Raw genomic sequence first — 18567 nt, forward strand, 5'->3', positions numbered from 1 at the left:
GTTATTGCCTGTGCGGGCCTCTTCGCGGGTAAACCCGCTCCTACAACGACCGCGACTGATCGCACAATCGTTGTAGGAGCGGGTTTACCCGCGAAGAGGCCGGTACAGGAATGATCAGATATCCCGGGCGTAAGCCACCGCCGCATCCACCTGCGCCCGCGTCGGCCTCACCCCGGTATACAGCACAAACTGCTCCAGCGCCTGCAGCGCAATCACCTCAAGCCCGGTAATCACCGGCTTGCCCAACGCCTGCGCCCGGCGGATCAGCGGCGTCTGCGCCGGCATCGCCACCACATCGAACACCCGCTCCGCCGCCGCGATGGCGTTCTCGGAAAACGCCAGCTGGTCAGCCTCCGGCCCTCCCGCCATGCCGATAGGTGTCACGTTCACCAACATCGGCGGGCAAACATCCCCAAGTTCCGCCACCCAGCGATACCCGCAAACATCCGCCAGTTGCCGCCCAGCCTGTTCGTTACGCGCAACGATGATGCCTTCAGCAAACCCGGCATCGCGCAGGGCGCTGGCCACCGCCTTGGCCATGCCACCACTGCCACGCAGGGCAAAGGCGGTAGCCGGGTCAACCTTGTGCTGTGCCAGCAACTGGCGCACGGCCAGGTAATCCGTGTTGTAGGCCTTCAAACGGCCATCGCTGTTGACCAGGGTATTGACCGACTCGATGGCCGCCGCAGAGGGGTCGATTTCATCGACCAGGGCCATGCAGGCTTCCTTGTACGGCATCGACACCCCGCAGCCGCGAATACCCAGGGCGCGTATGCCCGCCACCGCCGCCGGCAGGTCATCGGTGCGCATGGCCTTGTAGTAGAAGTCCAGGCCCAGCTGCTGGTACAGGTGGTTGTGAAAGCGCACGCCGAAGGTGCCGGGGCGGCCTGCCAGGGAGATGCACAGCACGGTATCCCTGCTGGGAGTTGTCGACATAAGCTGCTCCTTTGTCATAACTGAAACGTTTGTGCAGCGTAACAGAGGCAACCGCTGGTCGTCCCTTACACAACCTTTACCGTTCCCCTGTGCTCACTTGACAGAGACCGGAGTCATATTAGTAACACCCCACTCCAGGGGGTTTACCTACGAGGTTGTCCATGAACCGTCTCATTCCCGGAATCGCCCTGCTGGTCGGCGCCTTGGCCATCAGCGGGCCTGCTGCTGCCCACGGTTATGGCGGCCATGGCGGCGGTTGGTATGGCCCGGGGCCGCTGCTGGGTGCGGCAGTGGTTGGCGCCGTGGTCGGGGCAACGGTTTATGGCGGGCATGACCGTACCGTCTACGTGGAGCGCCAGCCGGTCTATTACCCGCCGCAGCCGGTCTACGTGCAACCGCCACCGCAGCCGGTCTACTACCAGCCGTACTATGCGCCGGCACCGCCATCGCCAGGTTACCGCGCCTACTACGGGCCACCGCCGGTGTACTACGGCCCGCCACGCTGGTAAGGGTTGATAGAACTAATGACCACTATCGACAAAGTTGATTTCAAACCGTTCCGGCCGCTGCGTATCGTAGAGCCATGTTTTAAAGGAGGTCCACATGGCCACTATCCAGATCATGTCCGTTGTCGGCAGCGCCGTCCCCGTTTCATTGCGTGAACAGGGCCTGCTGGCGTGCTGGTACCTGGTGCGCAACGGCGAAGCCGTAAGCGGCCCGATGCCAAGCCTTGCCTCGGCCCAGGCCCTGGTTGAACAGTTGCAACCAGGCACCCTGGTTGCCTGACCCGAATTTGTTGTGCGTTGCTCCCTACGCCCTTATGGCCCGCCGAACTGGCGGGCTTTTTTTTGCTTGCACTTATAAAGCATCTTGGCTGAGAGGCGCTGGTCGCACCTTTTTTATCGCTTTTTAGATCGAGCGCCGCCCGCGCGGCGCATCGCGAGCGAGCTCCTACATCTGTTTCGCGCCAGTCACGCCTGTGAGGTCACCGCTGTTCGCCTTGCTCGATGCCTTTGACATCGGGGGGAGTGCCCATTGGCGATCTCGCGGCGGCCAATTGGGCGGTCAGCGCGATGACCTTGCCTTGCAGCCGACCTACGCTGAGCACCAGTTCGTTGCGCTCCCTGGCGAGCTGGTCAGCCTTTGTTTCCGCCTCTTTACGGGCATTGCGCTCGATATCGAGCAGTTCAGTCAGCCGCCGGACTACCGCAATGTCTGCACTGTCCATTGCACGGTCTGCCGCATCCCTGGACAACCATTTGCGCAGCCACAGAAATGCACCCAGCAACACGGTGCCCGTTCCGCCCAGCCAAGTGACGGTGCCCGGGCCGAGGTCAGTCGGATCCATGTAAACCTCATTCCTCAAGGTGATTGCCCAGGACGATGTGCGGGCAGCCATGGACAGTGGCCAGATCCCTCCTTTGCCGATGTATGCCGGGCTACCGGCTCCATGCGCATAGACATACTCTCATCCCGATAACTGTATATTCGTACAGTATCCAGGGAGAGCTTATCTCACCGCCAAATCCAGCGTAAAGCCCCGTGTGCGGAAAATTTTCGCCAGCAGGTAATGACTCACAGAAATAAATGCTCAGCTCATGCCGACAGGCGTGACACGCCACGCCATTGATTAGTCCCGATGAGTCATATTGTTGCCTACCCCCTCCCGGACTAATAATTAGCTATCTGCCTGGGGAGGCGCGAAACATGCAATCCAGATTCGTTATCGTTCCTGCAGTGCCGGTCGAAGGCGAGGCCTTCCGCATCGGTAACCGTTTCTTCGCCGCCACCACTTCGGGCGGCTTTGATATCTACGACAACCAGGACAAGCAGCGGCTCAAGCGTGGCTTCGTCAACAAGTCGCAAGCTGCCGCAGCGTGCGACCTGATGAACGCCGAGTCACGCAATCCAGCAGAACTGTTCCCGATACTGCGGACAGATTGATCTGCGTTTGCGCTGACCGCATACGCCCTATTCCTTGCTGCCCGGGGCGGGCATGAAACTGCCGACGAGTAAAACGGCAGCCGGCCCAATGAGCCAGCCCACGCTGGTTCCCGGGCTGACAGCCGGAACGATGAGGGTCGCGGCGTACAGCCCTACCCCCACGCAGAATCGCCTGCGTGGCGTAAACCACTCCCGCGTTTTTTCCAGTCTTGTGCCCATTGCCACGATCCTTGTGATGTAAGCCGCCAAGCTTAACACCTCTTCTCAATCGACCGGGGTTGGCCAGGATGGTCACTGCGTCAATGGGCAAAAACGGTACAGGATTAAATTTCGTTCACCTTGCGCCCTTTAGTCATAAGGCATTCGACAGGGTATGGGCCATACTCCACAATGCAGCGGTTTTAGGGGGAAAACCCTTGCACAGCCAACGACATACCAACCTTTAGTGAGCCTCAACGTGAAAACATCCCTGTCCATCCTCAGCCTGCTGCTGTTGCTCACAGGTACCGCGACCCTTCCGTCGACCGCTGCTGCACAACCCCCGGCCCAGGTGCAACGAGACCCGTCCAAACTGCACCTGGCTTCAGGCAGCGCCCTGCTGATCGACCTGAATACCAACCAGGAACTGTATTCGAACCATGCCGACCGCGTGGTGCCGATTGCCTCGGTAACCAAGCTGATGACGGCGATGGTGGTGCTGGATGCCAAGCTGCCCATGGATGAGATGCTCACCATGACCATTGCCAACAACCCGGAAATGAAAGGCGTGTATTCGCGCGTGCGCCTGGGCAGCCAGCTGGACCGCCGTGAAACCCTGCTGATTACCCTGATGTCGTCGGAAAACCGTGCGGCCAACAGCCTGGCCAACGCCTACCCGGGTGGCTACCCGGCGTTCATCAAGGCGATGAACGCCAAGGCCCGCAGCCTGGGCATGGCGCACACCCGCTACGTCGAGCCGACCGGCCTGTCGACGCAGAACGTGTCTACCGCCCGCGACCTGTCCAAACTGCTGATGGCGTCGCGCAAGTACCCGATGCTGAGCGAGCTGTCGACCACCCGCGAGAAGACCGTGGCCTTCCGCAAGCCCAACTACACGCTGGGCTTCCGTAACACCGACCACCTGGTGAACAAGAGCAACTGGGACATCAAGCTGACCAAGACCGGTTTCACCAACGAAGCCGGGCACTGCCTGGTGCTGCTGACCCGCATGGACAACCGCCCGGTGGCCATGGTCATCCTCGATGCCTTCGGCAAGTACACCCACTTCGCCGATGCCAGCCGCATGCGTCAGTGGCTGGAAACCGGCGCAGCCAAGCCGGCACCGGCCGTGGCCATGCAGTACAAGGCTGACCGCCAGGGCAAAGGGCGGGTGGTGGCGGAGTAACCATCGTCACCTGAAACAGAGAAGCTGTCGCGATTTCTGTGGGATCAACTGGCTTATTCAAAATCTGAAATCTTGCGCAACCTCTGTGGGAGCGGGTTTACCCGCGAATGCGATGCTGATTCTACCGCCGCATTCGCGGGTGAACCGGCTCCCACAAGGTCTGCAACACGCTTGCGGGCTCTGTTCCCTGCGCGACTGCGCAGCCTTAAGGGCTGGGTAACAAAAGAGCGCGCCAGAAGGTGGTGCTGTGGTAGTCGGTCAGGCCGTGGTGCTGACTACCCCACCCGCGCTGCTGCCACCTTCTTGCTGCAACAGTTCCAGTAATTGCGCCGTGGCCGTCATGATCTGCCCGGTGATGGTGGCGATGCTGGCTTGCTTGGCGGTCGCCGCGGTGGCCTTGGCCGTCTCTTCCATCTTGCTGCTCATCAGTTGAGCCAGCTGTTTCTGCTCTTCGGCCAACTGTTTCTGCAGCTCCTTGATCAGCTCGCGCAGTGCCGTTACCCCTGCCGAGTCGCTGCTTTCCTCGCTGCCCTCCGTGGCTAGAGCCTGCCCTGCACCGCCCACCTTGGAGGTATCGCCACTGCTGCCGAGTGGCTCATCTTTCTCGGCCTGCGTTGCCTGTTCGCTTTCGGCTGCCGCATTAGCGCTCAGCGCCTGCGCCGAAACGACGTTGATGTGTAGATTTGCCGTGATGGATGTCATGCCGATTCCCTGCCAGAAAGTTGATCCTTGCCGTACCCCTCTATCGGCCGCCCCGCGCAGATCTTTAGCCCGCTTAAATTCCCCTTCGACTGGCTCGTTCCAATTCATGTACTTGCGCAGGAGCCGGAGCCCCGGCGGGCGTCCATATTCAACCATTCAGGGAATCGCTGCCATGAGCCAGCCCACACAGCAGGAAACCATCAAAGATCTGATCGGCGTGGGCTTCGGCCCTTCCAACCTGGCCCTGGCCATTGCCCTGGAAGAACTCGCCGAAAGCCAGGGCCATGCCCTTGATGCGCTGTTCATCGACAAGCAACAGGACTACCGCTGGCACGGCGAAACCCTGGCGACCCAGAGCGAGCTGCAGATCTCGTTCCTCAAAGACCTGGTGTCGCTGCGCAACCCCACCAGCCCCTACAGCTTCGTCAACTACCTGCACCAGAAGCAGCGCCTGGCCGACTTCATCAACCTCGGCACCTTCTACCCGTGCCGCCTGGAGTACAACGACTACCTGCGCTGGGCCGCCGAACACTTCGCCACCCAGACGGTGTATGGCCAGGAAGTGCTGCGCATCGAACCGGAAGTGCACAGCGGCCGGGTCGAGCACCTGCGCCTGGTTTCGCGCGATGCCCAAGGCCGCGAATACAGCCGCCGCACCCGCTCGGTGGTGGTCGGCAGTGGCGGCACGCCAAAAATTCCGGAAAAGTTCAGTGCCTTCAAGGACGACCCACGGGTGTTCCACCACTCGCAGTACCTGAGCAGCCTGAACAAGCTGCCGTGCACTGAAGGCAAACCGATGCGCATTGCGGTGATCGGCTCGGGGCAAAGCGCCGCCGAGGCGTTCATCGACCTCAACGACAGCTACCCGTCGGTCAAGGTCGACATGGTCCTGCGCGGCTCGGCGCTCAAGCCTGCCGACGACAGCCCGTTCGTCAACGAGATCTTCTCGCCGGACTACACCGACCTGGTCTACAACGAACCGGCCGACCAACGCAGCAAACTGCTGGGCGAGTACCACAACACCAACTATTCGGTGGTCGACCTCAACCTGATCGAGCGCATCTACGGCATCCTCTATCGGCAGAAGGTCGCCCACCAGCACCGCCACAACGTGCTGTGCCGCCGCCAGGTGGAAGCTGTGGTGGCCACCCGCGAGGGCCTGGAACTGACCCTGCGCGACCTCGCCACCGGCCAGCAGCAAACCCACCGCTACGATGCCGTGATCCTTGCCACCGGTTACGAACGCCGCTCGCACCGGGACCTGCTGGCACCGCTGGCCGGTTACCTGGACGACTTCAGTGTCGACCGTAACTACCGTGTGCTGGCCAGCCCCGACCTGCAGGCGTCGGTGTACCTGCAAGGCTTCTGCGAGAACAGCCACGGCCTGAGCGACACCCTGCTCTCGGTGCTGCCGGCCCGTGCAGCAGAAATTGGCCGGGCGCTGTATCAAGACCTGGCGCAGCTGCACGGCAAGCCACACGCAGCGGCAGCCATGACCCGCGCCTGACCGCTCTGACATAAGCCTTCAAGGCCGGCCTGACGCTTCGTGTGCAGGCCGGCCTTTGTCTTTTGAAACATTTGCTTTCATTTTAAACGGCAGGTTTTCAATTCTCATTCGTCCTTATCAGTACAGCCCTCTTTGGTTGGGCCTACGTTCGACCACTTATTGCAGAAGACCGTCTGATGGCCAAATCACCGAAAAAATCCAAATCCAGGCTGTGGTTCCTGGTCCATAGCTGGCTCGCCTTGCCGATATGGTTCTTTGTGTTGATTGTCTGCTTTACCGGCATGCTCGCCGTGGTCAGCCAGGAAATCGTCTGGCTGGCCGACCCGGCCGTGCGCGCCAACAAGCCAGACGCCGATGTCGAGCGCTTGAGCTTCCAGAAAGTACTGGAAGCCTTGAACAAGGCCGAGCCGGACATGGTAGTCGAGCGCCTCAGCCAACCTGACGGTTCGCACTTCGCGGTCAAGGCCAGTGTCACCCTGCCAGACGGCACCAGCCCGACCCTGTATGTAAACCCCTACACCGGCGCCATCCAGGGCAAGACCCCCGACTTCAACTTCGAGGCCTTCACCCGCGCCCTGCACGGCTGGTGGCTGGTGCCGTTCACCAACGGTTTCAGTTGGGGCTGGTACCTGGTGTCGCTGCTGGGCCTGCCGATGCTGGCCTCGCTGGTCACCGGCCTGGTGGTGTACAAGAAGTTCTGGAAGGGCTTTTTCAAACCGGTGCGTACCGGCCATGGCTCGCGGATTTTCTGGGGTGACCTGCACCGCCTGGCCGGGGTGTGGTCGATCTGGTTCATTGCGGTCATTTCCATCACCGGCACGTGGTTCCTGATCCAGGCGATCCTGTTCGACAACCAGATTACCATTTCCAGCCAGCCTATCGTGCCGGTGATCGCCCGCGAGGAAGTACCGCAAACGCCAGATGGCACCCCGGCGCCGCGCATCGACCTGGATGAAGCGGCACGCCTTGCCGGCCTGGCAATCCCGGGGCTGGAAGTCAATTTCATCTCGCTGCCTGCCACCGCCTACAGCCATGTCACCTTGTCTGGGCCGGGCTGGTACCCGTTGATGTTCCAGAGCGCCTCGGTAAACCCGTACACCAGTAATGTCGACAGCCAGTTCGTGATCAGCGACCGCTCGGCGCTGGAGTTCGTCACCGAGTCCATGCGCCCCCTGCACACCGGCGATTTCGGCGGCTTGCCGATCAAGCTGGTGTGGTTCTTCTTCGGCCTGATCCTCACCCTGATGGTGCTCAGCGGCCTGCTGATCTGGACCAAACGCACCGCCCAGGCCACCGCCGCCGCGCTCAAGCGCAGCGAGCGCGCACCGCGTGCGGCACGCCGTGAAACCACCGTGGAGATGCACCCATGAGCCAGGCCCAAGCCCTGCCCGCCAGCCCGCTGAAACAGTTCTGGCTGAAGTGGCGTTTTCACCTGAACATCCTGCTGATCCTGATCCCGCTGGGCTTCATGCCCAAGTACTTTGCCGACGCCAAGCTGTTCCGTGGCGACGCCGGCCTGGGTGCCAATGTAATCAGCGACATCCAGGTCGGCCCCTACAGCCTCAACCTGGCCGAACTGCGTGACGAGGCACCGCGCGCCGACGGCCCGGCCGGTTACTTCAAGTCGTTCAATGCGGCGCTGTGCAAAGCCTGCATGAAGGACGTCAAGGCTGCCTACCTGCGCATTGGCAAGCCGCGCAGCCTGCGCGCCGCCGGCACCATCTTCTTCGGCGCGCCGTACAACATGGGCACTTCGCTGCCGATCCCGCCACGGACCAAACCCGACGCCCAGATCTGGATCACCCTGGAAGGCTGGGACGGCAGCATGCACCAGGCATCCGTCCCGCTGGCCAAGGCATCGCCAGCCACCGTGGCCTGGCTCGAAAAACAAGGAGGCAAGAAATGAAACACCTGATGCGTACCCTCGCCCTGCCCCTGCTGGCGCTGGCCGCCGGCCCCGCCCTGGCGCACAACCCGATGTGCGAATGCGAAGAAACGGCCAGCGGCCAGGTCACCTGCACGGGCGGGTTTTCGGACGGCAGCGGCGCCCCTGGGGTAACCCTGGATGTGATCGGCTATGACGAGCAGGTGCTGGTCGGCGGCAAGCTCGGCGACGACTCGACCCTGACCTTCAAGCGCCCGGACGGTGAGTTCTACGTGCTGTTCGACGCCGGCCCCGGCCACGTGGTGGAAGTCGACTACGCCGATATCGCCCAGCCATGAGCCGCGCCCAAGTGATTCGCCCGGCCGGTGCCGGGCACGAAACCCTGTATGTGCTGCTGGCCAGCCTGCTGATCGTGGTGCTCGCCGCCAGCGTCGTGCTGCTGCGGGGGGAGCGCGAGGACGAACAGGCCATCGCCAGCCACCAGATCGACGCCCGCCGCGACCTTACCGCCGCCGAGCAAGGCCTGTACACCGACCTGCGGGTGGCTTTCGACGAGATCCAGTTGCTGCGCGAGGAAAACACCGCCGTGCCCAGCGTACAGGCCCTGGCCGAAGAAGGCTTGCCGCCGTTCGTGGTCGATGCCGGCAGCCAGAGCCGTGGCGGCCACCAATGGTCATGGCTGGAGACTGGCGCCTACCTGGGCCGCAGCCAGGCCCCTGAAGTGGCCGGCAGCCTGCTGCTGATCCTGCCCGCTGACAGCAGCGGCCAGGCCGATGTCTGGCTGCGCCGCGACAGCGCTGCCGTGATCCCGGACGACCTCGGCCAGGCGGCCCTGATCGCCGCCGGCTGGCAGCAGGTGGTCAGCCACTACGACGCCGGGGTTACCCGCGAACACCGTCACTGAACCCAAGGACTTTCCCATGTTCCGCTCCGCCCTCGCCCTGCTCCTGGCCCTTGCCCTGCCGGCACTGGCCCTGGCCGATAACGGCAAGCCGCTGCGCATCGGTATCACCCTGCACCCTTACTACAGCTACGTAAGCAACATTGTCGGCGACAAGGCCGAAGTGGTGCCGCTGATTCCGGCGGGCTTCAACCCGCATGCCTACGAGCCACGGGCCGAGGACATCAAGCGCATCGGCACCCTGGACGTGGTGGTGCTCAACGGCGTTGGTCATGACGACTTCGCCGACCGCATGATCGCCGCCAGCGAAAAGCCCGACATCGCCACCATCGAGGCCAACCAGAACGTCCCGCTGCTGGCAGCCACCGGCATCGCCGCACGCGGCGCCGGCAAGGTGGTCAACCCGCACACCTTCCTGTCGATCAGCACCACCATCGCCCAGGTCAACAACATTGCCCGCGAGCTGGGCAAACTCGACCCGGACAACGCCAAGCTGTACACGCAAAACGCCCGTGCCTACGCCAAACGCCTGCGCGCCTTGCGTGCCGAGGCACTGGCCAAGGTGACCGAAGCCCCCAGCGCCACCTTCCGCGTAGCCACCATCCATGCGGCCTACGACTACCTGGTGCGCGACTTCGGCCTGGAGGTGACCGCGGTGGTCGAGCCAGCCCATGGCATCGAGCCGAGCCCGGCGCAGCTGAAAAAGACCATCGATCAGCTCAAGGCCCTGGATGTACGGGTGATTTTCTCCGAGATGGACTTCCCGTCGGCGTATGTCGAAACCATCCAGCGTGAGTCCGGCGTGCGCCTGTACCCGCTGACTCACATTTCCTACGGTGAATACACCAAGGACAAGTATGAAGTCGAGATGAAGCGCAACCTCGACACCGTGGTCCGCGCCATCCAGGAGAACCGCGCATGACCGCCGCCGCCAACCTGGTTGCAGCCTGCGGGCCGCGCATCGAGTTCGCCGGCATCGACCTGACCCTGGGCCGTACACGCATTCTCGAACAGGTCAGCTTCAACGTCGCAGCCGGCAGCGTGCATGCCATCGTCGGCCCCAACGGCGGCGGCAAGAGCTCGCTGATCAAGACCCTGCTCGGGCAGATGCCACATCAGGGCCAGTTGACCCTGCACTGGCCAGCCGAGCGCGAGGTGATCGGCTACGTGCCACAGGCACTGGAGTTTGACCGCGGCCTGCCCATGACCGTGGACGACTTCATGGCCGCCATGTGCCAGCGCCGCCCGGCGTTCCTCGGCCTGTCCCGGCGAGCGCAGCCAGCCATCGATGCCGCCCTGGCACGGGTCGGCATGCTCGACAAGCGCAAGCGGCGCATGGGGGCGTTGTCGGGCGGTGAACGCCAGCGCGTGCTGTTGGCCCAGGGCCTGATCCCCGAACCGCAGCTGCTGGTACTGGACGAGCCGATGTCGGCGCTTGATGAAGCCGGTATTCAAGTGTTCGAACAACTGCTGCTGGGGTGGCGCCAGGCAGGCACCACCGTCCTGTGGATCGAGCATGACCTGGAGGCGGTGCTGCGCCTGGCCGACCGGGTGACCGGCCTGAGCCGCCAGGTGCTGTTCGACGCCCCACCCGCCCAGGCCCTGACCCCGGAGCGCCTGCTCGGTCTGTTCTCCGTTCACCCGCGTAGCGAGAGCCTTGCCTCATGAGTTTCGAAGCATTTCGCCAACTGGTCCAGGACTGGGCCACTGCCGGCTACCTGCCCGAGGCACTGGCCTACGGCTTCGTGGTCAATGCCCTGCTGGCCGGCCTGATGATTGGCCCGGTTCTGGGCGGCCTGGGCACCCTGGTGGTGGTCAAGCGCTTTGCCTTCTTTTCCGAAGCGGTCGGCCATGCCGCGCTAACCGGCGTGGCCATCGGCATCCTGCTCGGCGAGCCCTACACCGGCCCTTACGGCAGCCTGTTCGGCTACTGCCTGTTGTTCGGCATCCTGCTCAACTTTTTGCGTAACCGCACCGGGCTGTCGCCGGACACGTTGATCGGCGTGTTCCTTTCGGTGTCGCTGGCGCTGGGTGCCAGCCTGCTGCTGATGCTGGCGGGCAAGATCAACGTGCACATCCTCGAGAACGTGCTGTTCGGCTCGGTGCTGACCGTCAGCGGCCAGGACCTGGTGGTGCTGGGCATGGTCGCGGTGCTGGTACTGGCGTTGGCCGTACCGCTGTACAACCGCATCATGCTGGCCAGCTTCAACCCGCAACTGGCGGCGGTGCGCGGCGTGGCAGTGAAGACCATGGACTACCTGTTCGTAGTGCTGGTGACCCTGGTGACCGTGGCGGCGGTGAAGGTGATCGGCGCGATCCTGGTCGGTGCGCTGCTGGTGATCCCGGCTGCTGCCGCGCGCCTGGTCAGCCAGTCGCTGAAGGGCTTTTTCTTCCTGTCGGTGCTGATCGCCACCATCAGCACCCTGTTCGGCATCCTGCTGCCGATCGTGTTCGACCTGCCGGTGCCGTCGGGTGCCGCGATCATCCTGGTCGCCGGCATCTGTTTCGCCCTGGCCGCGCTCGCCCGCGCCCTCGTACCCCGCCTGCAAGGAAACCCGGCATGAACCTGAAACGCCTGACCCTGGCACTGGCTTTGGCCGGCCTGCCGTCGCTGTCTTTCGCCACCCAGGTGCTGACCACCCTGCCCGTCACCCACAGCCTGGCCAGTGCCCTGCTCGACGGCACGGCGGTGCAGCTGAACCGCGCCGCCCCGGCCAACCTGCCGGCCAGCCGCCAGCCGTCATACTTCAGCGGGCGCGGTGGTGCCAGCCTGGACAAAGCTGCGCAGCAGGCCGACGCGGTGATTGGCGTGCGTTCGATCTGGCGTGACGACCCGCTGTACCCGATGGCCCGGCGCAGCAATATCCGCATTGTCGAGATCGATGCCGCACGGCCTGTCGATGGCGCGTTGCCGGGCATTGCGGTGAGCGGCGATGATGCCTACGGCGCCTACCCGTGGCTCAACCCGACCAACCTCGGGCGCATGGCCGACGTGGTGGCCAATGACCTGGAGCGTCTGGCGCCAGACGCCAAGGCGAAGATCCAGGGCAACCTGGCCGGGCTCAAGCGGCAACTGCTGGAGCTTTCGGCCAACAGCCAGACACGCCTGGCCAAGGTCGACAACCTGACCGTGGTGAGCCTGTCGGAGCGCCTGGGTTACCTGGCCAGCGGGATGAACCTGGACGTGGTCGAGCAGCCGCTGCCGGCCGAGTGGGATGCCGCCGCACTCAAGGCCTTGGGCGACAACCTGAAGGCGCAGGATGTGGCGCTGGTGCTGGATCATCGCCAGCCTGATCCGGCGGTGGCCGAGGTGATCAAGGCGGCCGGGGTGAAACTGGTGGTGCTGGACAGTGACCCTGAGGATGCGTTTGCCGGGCTGAAGGCCAGTGTCGAACAGGTGGTTGGGGCATTGGGCGAGAGCTGATGGTGCCTGTGCCGGCCCCCAGGCGCGGCGCGGTCCCTGTAGGAGCGGCCTTGTGTCGCGATGGGCTGCGCAGCAGCCCCAAATGGTGCAGTACCTCGAAATCCCCGGGGCTGCTGCGCAGCCCATCGCGACACAAGGCCGCTCCTACAGGGTACTCATAGCCGGTGACTGAAAGTTACCGCTTCAGACACCGCTGGTAACGCTCATCCACCCGCCCGGCAAACCACGCCGTGGTCAGCTTGCGGGTGATTTTCGGACTCTTCAGTTCAATCCCCGGCAGCATTGCCCGTGGCACCGGTTTGCCAGCGGCAGCATCGGCCAGGGCAAACACCCCGCTGTACAGCCTGCTGTCCTCGAACGCCAGGCTGTCACCCTCCTCCAGCTGGCTGCGTATCTGCGGGTTCCGCAAACCCAGCTTAACCCCCAGCTTGCGCGCCGCCATTTCGGTTGTGCCCGGCATGATCGCCCCCGGCGCCACCAGGTCGCCGTCCAGCGCCAGCTTCACCCCGGTCGCTTTGCTCAACGCTGCCTGGAACGCCGCGTTGCGGCTGGCGTACCAACCGGCATTGAAATCGGCAAAGCGGTACAACTTGCGGTCGTAGCTGACCGGATAGCCCAACAGGTGGGCGATACCAAAGTACATGCCGCCGCGCCGGGTGAACACTTCCTGGCGGATGCTGCCATTGCGGCTATAGGGGTAATCCTGCGCATGCTTTTCAGCGAAGTCGATGCTGACCTGCATCGGCCCGCCGGTGTGCACCGGGTTGAGCCCGCCGAGCAGGGTATTGCCCATGGGCACCCCGGCAATGACTTCGTCGTACAGTTCGCTCAGCTGCTTCTCGCTGCGCACCGCCTGCAAGCGCTGCTGGTAGCTCTGACCGTTGCCCGAAGGTGCCTTCAGCGCACCGTCGACCAGCAGTTTGGGGATATGCAGGCGCGCGGCGCGGCGGTCGATTTCTTCGCGGGCAATGCGCCCCAGGTTGGGCACCTGCGGGTCGGCGTTGAAGGTCGATTCCTGCTCGGTCACCGCCAGCACCGCACACAGGTTGCTTTTGCTGGCGGCAATGCGCTGAGCGGCAAATGCCACCTGGATGTCCCGTGCCCAGCCCTCGCGGTCCTTGGCCTGGGCGGGTAGCAGCCGCAGCAACTGGGCACGGACCTTGGCCGGGTCTGCTTCGGGTGCTTCCTCGCGGCGCCCGGCGCAGCCTTGCAGCAGCGCCAGGGCCATCAAGCCAACGGCCAGTAACCGGCCGTTCAGGGCTGTTCACCGACCAGGTAGGTTTTGCTGATTTGGCGGAACAGCGGGTGGCCGGCACTGCCCATCAGTTCGAACAGCACCATCTCGCGGGTCACCACCTGCGCCCCGGCGGCTCGCATGCGCGCCAGCCCCGCTGCCTTGCTCGCCGGCGTGCGGCTGTCGCAGGCATCCTCGACCACAAACACCTGCTTGCCCAGCGCCAGCAGGCCGAGCACGGTCTGCAGCACGCAAACGTGAGTTTCCATGCCACACACGATCACTTGCTCACGCGCCATCAGGCTGGCCGGCAGGCACTCGGCGGCCACGCAGGAAAAATGGCTTTTCTCCACCACCTCGGCGGCCGGTGCAGCGGCCAGCAGTTCCGCCAGGGTATGGCCCAGGCCCTTGGGGTACTGCTCGGAAATCACCGTCGGCAGCTCCAGCTCGGCAGTCGCCGCCAGCAGCCAGCGGGCCCGCGCCCGGGTGCCTTCGGGGTCGCTCATGGCGCCGATGAGTTTTTCCTGGATGTCGACGACCAGCAGCGTGGCCTTGTGTGGATCGATCAGCATTGGGTTTCCCTGACAGATGTGGAAAGAGGCACAACCGCGCCAGCCATAGCCTCTCTCACACGGTAAATGCCGTCAATCAGCCAGAGAAGCTGAACGTATAAGACACCGAGCGGTGATCCGAGTCCATGACTGGCCCCACCCTGCCAGGCTGCGCGGGCACAGCGGTACCATTGGTGATGGCGTAGTCGAGCATTTGAGTGGGGCCGAAGCTTGGGTGGGTGGGGCCATTTGCTAGCACCAACTCCCCGATACCACGCGGTAGCACCCAGTCTCCACGACTCGGAAACGCCGGCGTGGGCGTGCGCGGGTCACGGTTGAAATCGCCCACCAGGGCATAGCGCGACTCACAGTGCCAGGCCACTTCACGCAGCACTCGGGGGCAGTTCACGCCGCCATTGGCAATGGCGTGGAAGTTGAAAACGGATAACGGCTCGGTCAGCCCTGGCATGCTCACACGCAACCCCAGTACGGGCCGGGGAGGTGCCAGCCCGGCGATCCTGGGCGTACCATCGGCAATCACCACGACGTCGCGAACATCCAGCGACTCGCTAGTCACCATCGCCAGCCGCACGCGCAAACGTTGGACATCAAGCACGTACAGGTGATAAATCTCCCGGCGCCCGCTGCGGCCAGCCTGCCACAGGTACTGATTGACTTCATGTGGCATGCCGAACTGATCATTCACAGTCAGGCTTGCCACCTGCTGGGCCGATGACGGCGCATCGCCAGCCTCCTGAATGGCGACGATATGGTGCTGGCGCGCCAGTGCCAGTATGTGCGAGCGGTACTTGGAGCTGGACACTTCGTTCAAGCCCTGAAGATTGAACGTAGCCAAGCGCAGATCGACGCCCGGGCCATGGACCGCCCGCCTGCCAAGTTCGATCATCGGCCCTGCACCACCGGCGGTGATGCGCGCGTGATGGTAGTCGCGAATGGCCCCGGCCAGCCCTATCAGCGCCTGCCATGGCCCCCAGACAGCGCCGACGGCCCGCTGCAACATACGTAGGGCATCAAATGGATCGAGCCGCTGCGGCCCGTTTGGCGCGCCCAGGCCGTTCATAAGCAGGGCGAAATGTATGTTGTAAAAGCGCAAAAGCACCGCTAAACCCTGCGCACGCGGGGCAGCAGCGAGAATAGCTTGCACCCGCGGCTCCTGGTAATGGACGTCCAGTAGCGTGGTCAGGTCTTCTGCCAGCTCTGCCTGCTGTTCATCGTTGTTTCTGCGGATGAACACGCTCGACAAGTGATAGCTCAGATAGGCTGCGGTGGCGGCGGCGTTATCTGGCTGAGTCCTCAGTGCCTGGAAAATATCGTCGATAAAAGCACTGAGGTGAAAGACCCGTTCCGCTCTTGCAGTAGTAACGGCAACAAAGTAATCCAGGTCCAGGCGGACTCTTCTAATGACAGGCATGTGAGCCTCCAGAACGGTTCAAAAGGCTCAAAGCGAACGGAAAACCAGGCACAGGCGGCCGTCCAGCACAGCGGCTGCCGGGGTGTTGGTGGCCTGCATGTTGATGCTGACCTCCGGCAGGCCCACCGTGTTGCCGTCGTAGCGATAGCGATAGATTGCGGTATCCACCGGGCGCCCTTCAGGCTGGATGCAAAACAGGTTGAGCAAGCCATCGTGAACGACCACCGCAGGTGGGTGAGAAAACCTCTTGCTGACCAACTGGGTGGAACGGCTCCAGCCCTGCATTCCATCGAAGCGCGTAAGGTAAATGCCTGACTCGCTGTGATGAATCAGGTGGATCAGGCCCTGATAGACACACGCCACAGGATTGTCGAGGGGAATGATCTGCTCCACTGCGTCGGAGTAGACCGCAGAGGAGGCAGCCCAAGTCACTAGGTCCGAGGTGGAACTCCAACGAAGCTCGCCGTTTTCCCGTCCTTTGTAGAACAGGTAAAGCGCTCCACGGTATTCGACCAAGCTTGGCGTACCGCGGAAATCGATGGTGAAGTTGCTGCTGGACGCCACATTGTTGTCCAGGTCGATGCTGACCAGGCGCGGCGCGGTCGAATACTCATCGCCCTGCTCCTCACCACTGGAAAGCAGGTAGAGCTTACCCTTGAACGTGAAGATCGCAGGGTCGCCCTCAAGGTCGTCGACACGATCGCTGAGCGTTTCGCTCCAGCCCCCCTCAGGCGTCAACCTGGTAAAACGAATCTTGTTGGGCGGGGTTTCGCTACGGAAGGTGCAATACAGGTTGTGGTTCAGGGCAACCGCTCGGCAGGCGCCGAAGCTAGAGCTGGACAAGGACTCACTGTGGTTGAGCAAACCATTGTCTATAAAGCTGTAGTGGAGGGACATGGGCTGGCACCGCATTTAACCAATGAAGTGCCAGTAAAGCGCGCCTGATTGCCTGGGACTGTCGCCAGATTAGCCCTGGCAGCGGGTGAAAAGAGGCTTGCGTTCGTAGGCAACTTGCAACGCTGAAGCCAGTAGCGCAAGCACGTCGTCCTCCTGTTCATGAATGAAGAAGTGCCCCCCGGGGAACATTGCCAGGTTGAACGCGCCCTGCGATTCCCGCTGCCAAGCCCGCAACTGCTCGTCGCTGGCACGGTCATCCACACCGCCCAGCACATGCAGCGGGCACTGCAACGCCGGCCGCTGGCGGTAGGCATAGGTGCCGCACAGCAGGAAATCAGCGCGCAAGGTTGGCAAGGTCAGGCTCATCAACTCGGCGTTGCCCAGCACTTCCTCGGGCGTGCCTTGCAGCTCGCGCAACTCGCTGATCAGCTCATCGTCACGCTTGGGCTCGCGCCAGTTCTTGCCGTCGTAATCCTCGCGCCGGGTCGGCGCCGCCGTACCGCAGGCGAACAACGCCAGTGGCGCCGGGCAGCCCAGCGCTTGCAGCTCGTGCGCCAGTTCGAAGGCCAGTAACGCGCCCAGGCTGTGACCGAGCAGCGCGTAGGGGGCACTGGCCGCCAGGCGTTGCTCGGCAGCCAGTTGCCGGGCCAGGGCCTGCATGTCGGTGTGCAGTGGTTCGGCCATACGCGCTCCGCGCCCGGGCAGCTCCACCGGGCGAACCTGCAGCCACGCTGGCAGCTTGCGCCGCCAGCGGCTGTAGACCATGGCGCTGGCCCCGGAGTACGGCAGGCACAGCAGGTTCAACGCGGTCACTGGGCGGCGGCTTCGGCCATCTTCTGGCGCAGGCTCAGCGGGCGCATGTCAGTCCATACTTCATCGATGTAAGCCAGGCAGTCCTTCTTCAGGCCACTTTTGCCCACGGCACGCCAGCCATTGGGGATGGCTTTGTAGTCGGGCCAGATCGAGTATTGCTCTTCGTGGTTGACCACTACCTGGAACTGGATATCGTCGCGGTCGAAAACGGAAGTCATTGCCTGTCTCCTTGAATGATGAGTGCCGCTGCGGGCTTGGCGCAGGGGGGCTTTCAAGTAGACGTAGTGAGCGCTGGAAAAATTAGCAGCACTGACGCGGTCCTCCTTTGCGATCAACTGCCTTGTATATCTATTGACCAGTACCGGCCCTTGTGGGAGCGGCCTTGTGTCGCGAAAGGGCTGCGTAGCAGCCCCAGCAATATTTGCATCACCGCTGAAATCCTGGGTCCGCTTTGCGGCCCTTTCGCGACACAAGGCCGCTCCCACAAAGAGCAGCCCGTGCGGGATATAAGTTCAGGCATCCCGCAACAGGTCATGGGTATCAAGCAACCGGAAGGCCACCTGCGGATTACGCTCCAGCCCCCGCCTGATCGCAGCCGGAATCGACTGCCGGGTCTTGCGGCACAGCCCGGGCTGGTCATCCAGTTCGATGACGATGCCGCGCATGGTCCGCACTTCGTTGAAACCGGGGGCGATGTGCACGCGGATGCCGAGGTTGTCGTACAGGCGTTGCTGCAGGCGTTGCAGGTCCTCCAGGTCCTTGAGATTTTCCAGGCGTTCGAGCAGGCGTTTTTCTTCCTGGCGGGTCAGCAGGAGGATGCGCTGGGCTGTCTGCGGGTGCTCGGCGAGGTGTTCGCGGCCGCAGATACAGGCGCCAGGAGGGCAAGGTTGGCGTAAAGGGGCTGGTGTGCTCATAGGCCAAGCATAGCCTGTACTGGCCTCTTCGCGGGCATGCCCG

At 63.1% G+C, this 18567-nt stretch carries 23 protein-coding genes; 13 read left to right on the forward strand and 10 right to left on the reverse strand.

Translation table 11 applies throughout. The features are described from left to right. Positions 1 to 114: 114 nt before the first annotated feature. Positions 115 to 936 carry a shikimate 5-dehydrogenase gene (locus IAE39_RS11540; RefSeq protein ID WP_201202369.1) on the reverse strand — a complete coding sequence of 274 codons (822 nt, stop codon included), beginning with the start codon at positions 934 to 936 and terminating at the stop codon, positions 115 to 117. Positions 937 to 1097: 161 nt separating this feature from the next. Between IAE39_RS11540 and IAE39_RS11545 the strand changes: the two genes are divergently transcribed. Then, positions 1098 to 1445, forward strand: a complete 348-nt coding sequence (locus tag IAE39_RS11545; protein ID WP_201202370.1) for a hypothetical protein — start codon at positions 1098 to 1100, stop codon at positions 1443 to 1445. A 94-nt stretch (positions 1446 to 1539) separates the two neighbouring features. Continuing rightward, positions 1540 to 1722: a hypothetical protein gene (locus IAE39_RS11550; RefSeq protein WP_201202372.1), complete on the forward strand. Its 183-nt coding sequence runs from the start codon at positions 1540 to 1542 to the stop codon at positions 1720 to 1722. Positions 1723 to 1921: 199 nt separating this feature from the next. Here the strand turns inward: IAE39_RS11550 and IAE39_RS11555 are convergent, their stop codons facing one another. Then, on the reverse strand, positions 1922 to 2284 hold the full coding sequence (locus IAE39_RS11555) for a chemotaxis protein (protein ID WP_201202373.1): 363 nt from the start codon (positions 2282 to 2284) through the stop codon (positions 1922 to 1924). Positions 2285 to 2643: 359 nt separating this feature from the next. On the opposite strand from IAE39_RS11555, the gene IAE39_RS11560 reads away from it, so the two are divergent. Beyond that, on the forward strand, positions 2644 to 2880 hold the full coding sequence (locus IAE39_RS11560) for a hypothetical protein (protein ID WP_201202374.1): 237 nt from the start codon (positions 2644 to 2646) through the stop codon (positions 2878 to 2880). Between the two features lie 457 nt (positions 2881 to 3337). Then, positions 3338 to 4264 (forward strand): D-alanyl-D-alanine endopeptidase, encoded by a 927-nt coding sequence (pbpG, locus tag IAE39_RS11565; protein WP_201202378.1) that lies wholly within the window; start codon positions 3338 to 3340, stop codon positions 4262 to 4264. 258 nt (positions 4265 to 4522) lie between these two features. Here the strand turns inward: pbpG and IAE39_RS11570 are convergent, their stop codons facing one another. Beyond that, complete coding sequence (locus IAE39_RS11570) at positions 4523 to 4966, reverse strand: hypothetical protein (protein WP_201202380.1); 444 nt, start codon at positions 4964 to 4966, stop codon at positions 4523 to 4525. Between the two features lie 172 nt (positions 4967 to 5138). Between IAE39_RS11570 and IAE39_RS11575 the strand changes: the two genes are divergently transcribed. The 9 genes from IAE39_RS11575 to IAE39_RS11615 all read left to right on the forward strand — a co-directional run bounded on the left by IAE39_RS11575 (position 5139) and on the right by IAE39_RS11615 (position 12683). Beyond that, positions 5139 to 6473: a lysine N(6)-hydroxylase/L-ornithine N(5)-oxygenase family protein gene (locus tag IAE39_RS11575; protein ID WP_201202382.1), complete on the forward strand. Its 1335-nt coding sequence runs from the start codon at positions 5139 to 5141 to the stop codon at positions 6471 to 6473. A gap of 176 nt (positions 6474 to 6649) precedes the next feature. Continuing rightward, complete coding sequence (locus IAE39_RS11580; protein WP_201202384.1) at positions 6650 to 7843, forward strand: PepSY-associated TM helix domain-containing protein; 1194 nt, start codon at positions 6650 to 6652, stop codon at positions 7841 to 7843. Further along, positions 7840 to 8379 carry a thiamine pyrophosphate-binding protein gene (locus tag IAE39_RS11585; protein ID WP_201202386.1) on the forward strand — a complete coding sequence of 180 codons (540 nt, stop codon included), beginning with the start codon at positions 7840 to 7842 and terminating at the stop codon, positions 8377 to 8379. Before IAE39_RS11580 ends, IAE39_RS11585 begins: the two co-directional genes overlap by 4 nt. Continuing rightward, positions 8376 to 8696, forward strand: coding sequence for a hypothetical protein (locus IAE39_RS11590; RefSeq protein ID WP_201202387.1), 321 nt, complete (start codon positions 8376 to 8378; stop codon positions 8694 to 8696). Before IAE39_RS11585 ends, IAE39_RS11590 begins: the two co-directional genes overlap by 4 nt. Next, on the forward strand, positions 8693 to 9262 hold the full coding sequence (locus tag IAE39_RS11595) for a DUF6162 family protein (RefSeq protein WP_201202388.1): 570 nt from the start codon (positions 8693 to 8695) through the stop codon (positions 9260 to 9262). The genes IAE39_RS11590 and IAE39_RS11595 overlap by 4 nt, the downstream gene beginning before the upstream one ends. Positions 9263 to 9278: 16 nt before the next feature. Beyond that, on the forward strand, positions 9279 to 10181 hold the full coding sequence (locus tag IAE39_RS11600) for a metal ABC transporter substrate-binding protein (RefSeq protein WP_201202389.1): 903 nt from the start codon (positions 9279 to 9281) through the stop codon (positions 10179 to 10181). Beyond that, entirely contained in the window at positions 10178 to 10927 is a 750-nt protein-coding gene (locus tag IAE39_RS11605) for a metal ABC transporter ATP-binding protein (protein ID WP_201202390.1), read from the forward strand. Before IAE39_RS11600 ends, IAE39_RS11605 begins: the two co-directional genes overlap by 4 nt. Continuing rightward, positions 10924 to 11823 carry a metal ABC transporter permease gene (locus IAE39_RS11610; RefSeq protein ID WP_201202391.1) on the forward strand — a complete coding sequence of 300 codons (900 nt, stop codon included), beginning with the start codon at positions 10924 to 10926 and terminating at the stop codon, positions 11821 to 11823. The genes IAE39_RS11605 and IAE39_RS11610 overlap by 4 nt, the downstream gene beginning before the upstream one ends. Continuing rightward, on the forward strand, positions 11820 to 12683 hold the full coding sequence (locus IAE39_RS11615) for a metal ABC transporter substrate-binding protein (RefSeq protein ID WP_201202398.1): 864 nt from the start codon (positions 11820 to 11822) through the stop codon (positions 12681 to 12683). The genes IAE39_RS11610 and IAE39_RS11615 overlap by 4 nt, the downstream gene beginning before the upstream one ends. Positions 12684 to 12858: 175 nt before the next feature. Here IAE39_RS11615 and IAE39_RS11620 read toward each other — a convergent pair whose 3' ends face one another. The 7 genes from IAE39_RS11620 to IAE39_RS11650 form a co-directional block, all read right to left on the reverse strand. Beyond that, the gene (locus IAE39_RS11620) at positions 12859 to 13911 is read right to left on the reverse strand and encodes a DUF1615 domain-containing protein (protein WP_201202399.1); all 1053 of its coding nucleotides are present in this window, start codon (positions 13909 to 13911) and stop codon (positions 12859 to 12861) included. Positions 13912 to 13937: 26 nt separating this feature from the next. After that, on the reverse strand, positions 13938 to 14489 hold the full coding sequence (locus tag IAE39_RS11625; RefSeq protein ID WP_201202402.1) for a hydrolase: 552 nt from the start codon (positions 14487 to 14489) through the stop codon (positions 13938 to 13940). Positions 14490 to 14565: 76 nt separating this feature from the next. Beyond that, the gene (locus IAE39_RS11630) at positions 14566 to 15900 is read right to left on the reverse strand and encodes an endonuclease/exonuclease/phosphatase family protein (protein WP_201202403.1); all 1335 of its coding nucleotides are present in this window, start codon (positions 15898 to 15900) and stop codon (positions 14566 to 14568) included. Between the two features lie 27 nt (positions 15901 to 15927). Then, entirely contained in the window at positions 15928 to 16797 is an 870-nt protein-coding gene (locus tag IAE39_RS11635) for a hypothetical protein (RefSeq protein WP_201202405.1), read from the reverse strand. A gap of 69 nt (positions 16798 to 16866) precedes the next feature. Then, positions 16867 to 17610: a thioesterase II family protein gene (locus tag IAE39_RS11640; RefSeq protein WP_201202407.1), complete on the reverse strand. Its 744-nt coding sequence runs from the start codon at positions 17608 to 17610 to the stop codon at positions 16867 to 16869. Next, positions 17607 to 17828, reverse strand: a complete 222-nt coding sequence (locus tag IAE39_RS11645; RefSeq protein ID WP_003256222.1) for an MbtH family protein — start codon at positions 17826 to 17828, stop codon at positions 17607 to 17609. The genes IAE39_RS11640 and IAE39_RS11645 overlap by 4 nt, the downstream gene beginning before the upstream one ends. 294 nt (positions 17829 to 18122) lie before the next feature. Next, positions 18123 to 18524 carry a hypothetical protein gene (locus tag IAE39_RS11650; RefSeq protein ID WP_201202409.1) on the reverse strand — a complete coding sequence of 134 codons (402 nt, stop codon included), beginning with the start codon at positions 18522 to 18524 and terminating at the stop codon, positions 18123 to 18125. Between the last annotated feature and the right edge of the window lie 43 nt (positions 18525 to 18567).

It is taken from the genome of Pseudomonas sp. S37, assembly GCF_016658545.1.
Taxonomy (GTDB): Bacteria; Pseudomonadota; Gammaproteobacteria; order Pseudomonadales; family Pseudomonadaceae; genus Aquipseudomonas.